Here is a 6,544-nt window from a genome sequence, read left to right as displayed (position 1 = left end):
ACAGCGGCGCCGGCCTCGCCACCCCAGTCAAGATCGGACACGGCTGGTCGACCTTCAGACACGTGATGGCCTCGGATTGGAGCGGTGACGGCGCCGCCGACATCCTCGGCGTCGACGCGAGCGGAAACCTCTGGTACTACCCACACAGCGGCGCCGGCCTCGCCACCCCAGTCAAGATCGGACACGGCTGGTCCAGCTTCCTGCACGTCATGTGACAACCGAACCTCGGCGGGTCGGCGCGGGGTCCCAGACACGGTGCCCCGGCCGACCCGCCCGGCCACATCCGCCCCTGCTACGCACTGGGAGAACCGAACTTCACGACGGTCGTACCGCACTTGACCAGCAAGGATCATGTACGGGGCGCCGTCTGGATCGGGCGAACGCGTGACCGTCGAGTCCATTGCCTGCGCCGATCGCCGAACCGGACAGGATCCGCCACCTCGACATCCGACGACGCGGCCGCCCCGAGGGCATTCTGCGCGAGTACCGGCACGCTGCTTGTGCTGCGCGGACACGGTTCTCGGCAAGCGCGTCGTCTCGGGACCGCACCCGGGCCTGGCCGAGTTCGACGGACCGGGTTCAACGGCTGAGCGACACCTCCTGCAGGATCCGCGAGAGCTTCTCGGGGTTGCGGACGGTGTACATACCGGTGACCAGTCCGTCCACGACCCGCACCGACATGACGCTGTCGATCTCCCCGTCCAGCCGGAGCAGCAGCGCCGACCAGCCGTTGACCTGGACCAACTCCGCCGACAACCGGTCGACGACGGTTGCCAGACCGGCCGTGATCAGGCGAGCCACCTTGTCGGCGCCCATGACCGGGCGCGGCATCGCCTGTTTCACGCCGCCGCCGTCACCCAGCGCGACCACGTCGGGCGCCAGCAGGTCGACGAGACCCTGGAGATCGCCGGTCTCGATCGCCCGCTGGAACGCCTCGAGCGCGCCCCGGGCCTCGGCCGGGGAGGCCGCGCCGCGGGGACGCCGCTCGGCGACGCGGGTCCGGGCCCGGTGCGCGATCTGTCGCACCGCGGCGGGCGTCTTGCCCACGGCCTCCGCCAGTTCGTCGTATCCGAGATCGAAGACCTCGCGCAGCACGAAGACCGCACGCTCGGTCGGGGTGAGCGTCTCGAGCACCAGCAGCATCGCCGTCGACAGGCTGTCGGCCAACTCGACGTCGTCGGCGACGTCGGGGCTGGTCAGCAGGGGCTCCGGCAGCCACGGACCGACGTAGTCCTCGCGCCGCCGGACCAGGGTTCGTAACCGGTCGAGCGCCTTGCGCGTGACGACCCGGACCAGGTAGGCCCGCGGGTCGCGCACCTCGGCCTGGTCGACGCCGTCCCACTTGAGCCAGGCCTCCTGCACGACGTCCTCGGCGTCGGCGGCCGACCCGAGCATCTCGTAGGCCACGGTGAACAGCAGGCTCCGGTGCCGGAGGAACGGGTCGCCGCTCACGTGTGTGCGACCCTGTTGGCCAGGGGCCGCAGGCCGCATGTCGCGGCGTACTCCTGCGAACGGACGCCGAGGGCGACGTTGGCGCGGGCGGTGAGATTCATGACGCCCACCCGGGCCGTCAGTTCCAGCACCCCGGCAGCGCCCAGGTCCTCGAGCAGCGCGGCGGTCATGTCGTCGGTGACCGCCACCGGGGTCTGGCACATCGCCTCGGCGTACTCCATCACCCGGCGCTCGACCGGCGTGAAGATCGAGGACTCCCGCCACCTCGGAACCTCGCGCGCCTTCGCCTCGTCCAGTCCCTTGTTGTGGGCCATGAAGTAGTGGAGGTCCAGGCAGAAGCTGCAGCCCACCTCGGCTGCCGCGGCCATGGTCGCCAACGATGCCAGGCCACGGTCCATCCGGTCCCACTTCTCGGTACGGCCACCGAACCTCATCATGTCCTTGAAGACGCGCGGGTGGTGCCACATCACCTCGGCGCCTTCCGGCACGCCGCCGACCATCTTGCGCATCGCCACCTTCAGCAGGGCGCCGTAGAGGCCGGTGATCTTCGTACGGGGAACGCGGGTTGTACTGGTCATCGTCGTCTCCTTGTCGCGGGTGTGACATGAAGACGCCGGCCGGCGGCGCCCTGTGACAACACACCGCTACGTCGTCGTGGTGGACCGATGGATCCTGCGGTGTGGGTGGTGCCCCGGAACTCGCGAACACCGACCAGGCATCAACTGGCCTGGAACCGGAACAAACGAACATCTGGCGGCATGTCAAGCAGTGGCTCCGCGCGTTACGAAACGCGACCTGGTTCGAGCCGGTGGGTGTCGGTGATCCTGGCGACGCCGCCGACGTGGATGCGTGGCCCCGACTGGCCGGGTTGGGAGGTGGCGGTGATGGTCGCGGGGCTGCCGACCGTGTCCCCCATGTCCGCCGCGATGTCGGTGATGCCCTGTCTGGCCAGGTGGGCGGCGAGGCAGGCGGTGCTGTTGGCGTTGGCGATGTCCTCTGGTACGCCGATGGATGGGGCGAACATGCGCGCGGCGAGGCGGCCGGCTGGCGTGGGTGCGGTATGCACGTAGCAGCCGAGCAGGCCGAAGCGGTCGCAGGCGTCTCGGAGTCGACCGAAGTCCGGGGCAAGCGCGGTCAGCGCGGCGATGGAGGTGACGGGGACGAGTAGGCGCCGTCGCCCGAGGGTGGCGGTGCAGGCGCCGGGTGCCAGGGCTCGTGCGGTTACCCCCAGTGCCGCGAGTACGGGTTCGCGTTCCTCCGGCAACGGCTCGTGCAGCTCGATGGGGCCGGGATCGAACCGCGCGTGGACGCCGTCGTCCCTGCGGATTCCGCTGCCGTGGAAAGTGCGTCCTCCCGCCGTGCGGAGGGTGGCGTGGTACTCCGTGCCGCCTGTGCTGGCCGCGCGCTCGGTGAGTGCGGCCAGCGCGGCGACCGTGCCGTGGCCACAGGCCGGCAGCTCTCCGCCGGTGGTGAAGAACCGCAGGGAGACCAGTGGCTGTCCCCGCCCGTCATCGCCCACCGACATGAACACGGCATGTGAGGTCCCCGCGAGAACCGGTACGAGGCGACGCTGCGCGTCACTGAGCGGCGCCTCGTCCACGACCGCGGTCGGGCTGCCGCCGCGCCCGTGCCGCAGGCAGGCACTGACGATGGTGACCGACACCCTGCGATCGTCGGTCTCCAGCCCATTCCGGCCCATCAGGGACTGGCCGGTGTCTCGGCGGACAGCATGGACAGGACCCTACCGGCTGGTGCCACTCCTTCGGGCTGCTCCGCTTCAGCAACGGGTCCGCCGAGGGGATCCGAGTGGTCGCCCCTGTTGACGGTCGACGGTTCGTGACTGAGGTCGCGACACCCGTTTCAGCGGGCCGCGTCGGCGAGCGCCGCAGATGGACGGCGCTTCGGGCAGCTCAACACTCGGCGACGGGTCCGGCCACCTGGTCGTGGTCGGACCCGTGCTCCCGGGAGGCGATTCGGTCTACAGACGCTGCCAGAGGGCCGGTACGTTCGGCGGTTCCCAGCCGACGAGGGCGGTGTGCCCCTGCAGGCAGCGGTAGCTGACTCCTCCGTAGGTGACGGTGGTGCCGGTGGCGTAGACGCTTCCGGCTTGCCACGTGGTCCCGCCCGGCGGGTTGGAGGTCGGCGGCGGGGTCGTCGGCGGGTTGGAGCCTGAGGTGATCAGGGTCAGCCCGTAGGCGGCGAGGATCGGGTTGACCGGCTGGAAGTACATCGTCCCTCCGGTGCGGCAGTTGCCCGATCCGCCGGAGGTAACCCCTTGGGCCTGGTTGCCGGAGAGCCAGGAGCCACCGGAGTCACCCGGCTCGGCGCATGCGTTGGAGCGGGTCACGCCGGAGACGGTGCCCTCCGGGTAGGTCACCGAGGTGTTCTTCTGCTGGATGGTGCCGCAGCGCCACCCGGTGGTCGAACCCGAACGGCAGACGGCGGCGCCGACCGCGGCCTCGGTGGAGCCGGCCACGGCGACGGTGCCGCCGGCGTAGTTGTTCACCAGGCCGCGCGGGGTGTTGCCCGCGTCGACCTGCACCCAGGCGTAGTCACGGCCCGGGAAGGTGGAGCCTCGGTAGGTGCCCGACGGCTGGGTGGTGCGGGTCCCGGTCCGGCCACAGTGTCCGGCGGTGACGAAGCCGCCGTTGACCGAGAACCCGATCGAGCAGCGGCCGCCTCCGCTCATGTAGTACGCGTTGCCGCCGATCACGTCGATGTAGGTCCTGGGGTCCTCGGTGGTCACCTCGACCCGTACGGCCGCCGGGTCGACTCCGGCGGCGAGCGCGAATGCCCGTGCGGCCTTCAGGCCGGCAGCGTGCGTGAGCACCACGACGGTGTTTTCGGTCGTGTCCGCGTACCAGACCTTGACGGTGGACGGCGCCTTGGCGCTGTGCGCGTCGAGCCGGGCCACGTGTGCGTCGAGTTGCGCTTCGCTGCGGAGTACCCGGGTGGGCACGGCGCCGAGAGCGCGGACGGTAGCGGCATCGGCCTCATCGGTGACGCCGACCGTCACCGTTTTCCCGTCAGGGGAGATCCAGGTGCCGCCGTAGCGGTTGCCCAGGCTGGTGCGCAGCACCTCCTGGACTCGGCTGGCCTTTTCGTCTGTGGTGAGCCGGTCGCGGGCCTGTGCCGGCGTGAGTCGCAGGTCGCGCTGGAGTGCGGCGAACATCTCCGGGGCGACGCCCGCGGGTGCGGGTACCGCGCCGTCGACGGGGCGCAACTGGGGTGCGGTGCCTGCGTTGGCGTGCACGGTGATTCCCAGGACCGCGATCATCGCGGCCCCGATGCCGGCCGCCAGGGCGACCTTTCGTCGGGCCATTGTGAGCTCCTCGGATGTGGGTTCGCCGACGTCGCGGAAGCGGAACCACGGCGCCTGCTACTCGGGACTTAACTAGTGTTATGTTGCTTGTGGCGGGAACAGTAAGGGAACCTTACCGATGCGTCAATAGCCCGGCGTCAATCACCTGAGGGTTCGGGAAGGGGCAGCGGGGCTCGGACGGCCGGCACCTGCGCCCAAACCGGCCGTCCGGCTAAGGTGTCGGGCAAGGAGGTGGCATGGCGACGGAAGTCGACAGAGGAGCCGTCGCGCGCTCGCGTGCCACCCCCGCGCCGGGATCCGGCGCCACGAGCACGGCGCCGGACGGAGGCCCCCGCAGCGGCGACGATCTCGAGGCTCCCCCGGAGAGTTTCGGCGCCCGGATCCGGCGGCTGCGCCGGGCGCTCGGGCTCACCCAGCAGCAGCTGGCCGAACCGCGTTACAGCCGCGCCTACCTCGCGGCACTGGAGGCGGGGGTACGCATCCCCACCGACGAGGTACTGCGCCACATCGCCGCCCGGCTCGACACAGATCCCGACGACCTGCGCTACGGCCGGCCGCCCGGTGTCGCCGTCGCACTCGTCGGCGAGTTGAACGAAAGCCGACGGGCGCTGTCCCGGGGGGAACTGGACAGCGCGGCTGCCACCTTGCTCCGGGTCCGCGATCAGGCCGAACGCTACGGTCTGGTCGAACTGGCCGGGTGGGTCGGCTACTACACCGCCGAGATCCAGTTGCACCGGGGCGAGACCGCCACCGCCGCCCACCATTACGAACAGCTCGCCACGGAGCTGCCCGACGGGGCCACGGCACTGCGTGCCGCGGTGGTGGGCCGGCAGGCGTACTGCCTGTTGATCGGTGGTTCCGCCACCCGGGCCGTCGCGTTGCTGGAGGGGGCACTACGGACGCTGCGCGACAGCCCGGCCGCCGATCCCGACGCCGAACTACGGTTGACCAATGCCCTGATGTACACCTTCCTCGAGCTTGACTGGCGCGACCGTGCCCGCCGGTTGGAGCGGCAGGCGCTGCCGCTGCTGTCCCGGGTGGGCAACCAGGAGTGGGTGGCCCAGTTCTACGCGGTTGCCGGGCAACTGCGCCGCAGCGGCGACGAACTCGATGAGGTCGAGCGGTACCTGACCGAGGCCGGCCGCCGCTACGTCGAACTCGGCCTCACCCGGGAGCTGGCGCTGTGTCACTGGGCCCGGGGCTACGTACTGCGCCGCGCCGGGCGGCCGGACGAGGCGGTGGCCGAACTGCACAAGGCCCGCGACATCCTCGGTGATGTCGGTGCCGTGCAGGACCAGGCCGGCGCCACACTGGAACTGGCCGAGGCGCTGCGCCAGGTGGGCAGCCTCGACGAGGCGTACGAACTCGCGACCGTCGCCGCCGCGACCAGCCTGGCCAACGGTCACGCGGAGGGAATGGCCGAGGCCGACCGGTTACTCGGTCGGGTGGCCGCTGCGCGGGGCGAGCGGGACAACGCCGAGCGGCTGCTGCGACGGGCCGCAGACCGCTACGAGCAGGCTGATCTGATGGCAGACGTGGTGTCCTGCTGCCGGCAACTCGGCGAACTCCTTTTGGAGTGGGGTCGGCTCCAGGAGGCCCGCGAAGCGTTCCAACGGGGACTACGCGCCGCGGAGCGGCTGCGGTGAGTGCGGAGATCGCCGTGCCGGACCGGGAGCCGGCCACGCTCGGCCTGCGGCTGCACGCGTTACGTACCGCGCGCGGCCTCACCCAACGGGAGCTGGCCGAACCGCGCTACACCGCGGCCTACGT

At 70.9% G+C, this 6,544-nt stretch carries 5 protein-coding genes and 1 pseudogene; 2 read left to right on the top strand and 4 right to left on the bottom strand.

Annotated features, from left to right (window positions below; all coding sequences use genetic code 11):
• Positions 1-215: pseudogene (locus tag AB0M79_RS28730) on the top strand (hypothetical protein); the annotation flags it as partial.
• A gap of 364 nt (positions 216-579) precedes the next feature.
• Here AB0M79_RS28730 and AB0M79_RS28725 read toward each other — a convergent pair.
• The 4 genes from AB0M79_RS28725 to AB0M79_RS28710 form a co-directional block, all read right to left on the bottom strand.
• The gene (locus AB0M79_RS28725; RefSeq protein WP_364219406.1) at positions 580-1,452 is read right to left on the bottom strand and encodes an RNA polymerase sigma-70 factor; all 873 of its coding nucleotides are present in this window, start codon (positions 1,450-1,452) and stop codon (positions 580-582) included.
• Positions 1,449-2,030 carry a carboxymuconolactone decarboxylase family protein gene (locus tag AB0M79_RS28720; protein WP_364219403.1) on the bottom strand — a complete coding sequence of 194 codons (582 nt, stop codon included), beginning with the start codon at positions 2,028-2,030 and terminating at the stop codon, positions 1,449-1,451. Before AB0M79_RS28720 ends, AB0M79_RS28725 begins: the two co-directional genes overlap by 4 nt.
• Positions 2,031-2,233: 203 nt before the next feature.
• On the bottom strand, positions 2,234-3,115 hold the full coding sequence (locus AB0M79_RS28715; protein ID WP_364219400.1) for a PhzF family phenazine biosynthesis protein: 882 nt from the start codon (positions 3,113-3,115) through the stop codon (positions 2,234-2,236).
• A 315-nt stretch (positions 3,116-3,430) separates the two neighbouring features.
• The gene (locus AB0M79_RS28710; RefSeq protein WP_364219397.1) at positions 3,431-4,774 is read right to left on the bottom strand and encodes a carbohydrate-binding protein; all 1,344 of its coding nucleotides are present in this window, start codon (positions 4,772-4,774) and stop codon (positions 3,431-3,433) included.
• Between the two features lie 236 nt (positions 4,775-5,010).
• Between AB0M79_RS28710 and AB0M79_RS28705 the strand changes: the two genes are divergently transcribed.
• Positions 5,011-6,420: a helix-turn-helix transcriptional regulator gene (locus AB0M79_RS28705; RefSeq protein WP_364219394.1), complete on the top strand. Its 1,410-nt coding sequence runs from the start codon at positions 5,011-5,013 to the stop codon at positions 6,418-6,420.
• Positions 6,421-6,544: the final 124 nt, after the last annotated feature.

Source organism: Polymorphospora sp. NPDC051019 (genome assembly GCF_040683055.1).
Classification (GTDB): Bacteria; Actinomycetota; Actinomycetes; order Mycobacteriales; family Micromonosporaceae; genus Polymorphospora; species Polymorphospora lycopeni.
The sequence above is the reverse complement of the archived record's forward strand: the minus strand, read 5'-3'. Positions and strand labels throughout refer to the sequence as shown.

Bases quoted from the DNA above. Each gene is read 5' to 3' on its own strand.
- AB0M79_RS28720 (WP_364219403.1), bottom strand. From the start codon at position 2,030: ATGACCAGTACAACCCGCGTTCCCCGTACGAAGATCACCGGCCTCTAC.
- AB0M79_RS28710 (WP_364219397.1), bottom strand. From the start codon at position 4,774: ATGGCCCGACGAAAGGTCGCCCTGGCGGCCGGCATCGGGGCCGCGATG.
- AB0M79_RS28705 (WP_364219394.1), top strand. From the start codon at position 5,011: ATGGCGACGGAAGTCGACAGAGGAGCCGTCGCGCGCTCGCGTGCCACC.